1 rRNA gene is annotated in these 779 nt (G+C 56.1%); it reads left to right on the top strand.

The features are described from left to right. Positions 1-779, top strand: a 23S ribosomal RNA gene (locus MM817_RS16390); the annotation flags it as partial.

Raw genomic sequence — 779 nt, 5'->3', positions numbered from 1 at the left:
GGGCCTGCATAAGGTTACCGAACCCAGTCAAACTCCGAATGCCACGCTTGTAGACTTGGCAGTCAGACTGCGAGTGCTAAGATCCGTAGTCAAGAGGGAAACAGCCCAGACCAACAGCTAAGGTCCCAAAGTGCCAGTTCAGTGGGAAACGATGTGGCGGTGCATAGACAACCAGGATGTTGGCTTAGAAGCAGCCACCATTGAAAGAGTGCGTAATAGCTCACTGGTCGAGTGACGCTGCGCGGAAAATGTAACGGGGCTAAACTGGACACCGAAGCTTTGGATAGGAAACTATGGTAGGGGAGCGTTCCAAGGGCGGAGAAGGTATACTGAGAGGTGTGCTGGAGCGCTTGGAAGTGAGAATGCCGGTATGAGTAGCGAAAAGATCAGTGAGAATCTGATCCGCCGAAAGCCTAAGGGTTCCTGGGGAAGGCTCGTCCGCCCAGGGTAAGTCGGGACCTAAGCGGAGGCCGAAAGGCGTACGCGACGGACAACGGGTAGAGATTCCCGTACCACACAGAAACGCATGACCGATGGGGGGACGCAGGGGCGTCAGGAGAGCGGCCGGATGGAAGAGGCCGTCTAACACGTAAGAGGGTCGTGTAGGGAAAACCGCACGGCAGGACCTTGAGCGTGGATGGGGAGCGAAGAGTAGTAGCGAAGCTCTGAGACGCGAACTGCCAAGAAAAGCCTCTAGGGAGTTTTGATGTGCCCGTACCGGAAACCGACACAGGTAGGCGAGGAGAGAATCCTCAGGCGCGCGGGAGAACTCTCGTTAA

Source organism: Sulfoacidibacillus ferrooxidans (assembly GCF_022606465.1).
GTDB classification, from domain to species: Bacteria; Bacillota; Bacilli; order Alicyclobacillales; family SLC66; genus Sulfoacidibacillus; species Sulfoacidibacillus ferrooxidans.
The sequence above is the reverse complement of the archived record's forward strand: the minus strand, read 5'-3'. Positions and strand labels throughout refer to the sequence as shown.